The organism is uncultured Maribacter sp. (assembly GCF_947500405.1).
Classification (GTDB): domain Bacteria; phylum Bacteroidota; class Bacteroidia; order Flavobacteriales; family Flavobacteriaceae; genus Maribacter_B.
Genome location: NZ_CANMRY010000084.1, coordinates 1 through 254, shown reverse-complemented (window position 1 = coordinate 254; position 254 = coordinate 1). Strand labels below are relative to the sequence as shown.

Genomic DNA, 254 nt, shown 5'->3' with positions numbered 1-254 from the left:
CAAGTAGGTACCATTACTACCGATGATGATATTTCTGCTGTTACTTTTGATGGCACTAACTTAAGTGTTACCGAAAGCGGTACTACGCTTTCTGCTGACCTTTCCGATTTAGAAGAATCTGCAGATATTACTGCAAACACCAACGCTATTACTAGTAATGATGCAGATATTACGGCGTTACAAAACGATAAAGAAGATACCGCAAACAAATCTACCGATGTTGCTTTAGGTACTTCCGATGTTGCTTTCCCAAC

Annotated in this window: 1 protein-coding gene; it reads left to right on the top strand. The window is 39.8% G+C overall.

What is annotated here, in order from left to right:
* Positions 1–254, top strand: a 254-nt coding sequence (locus Q0945_RS16080) for a DUF5421 family protein (RefSeq protein ID WP_299436713.1), incomplete at both ends; no start/stop codon positions are given.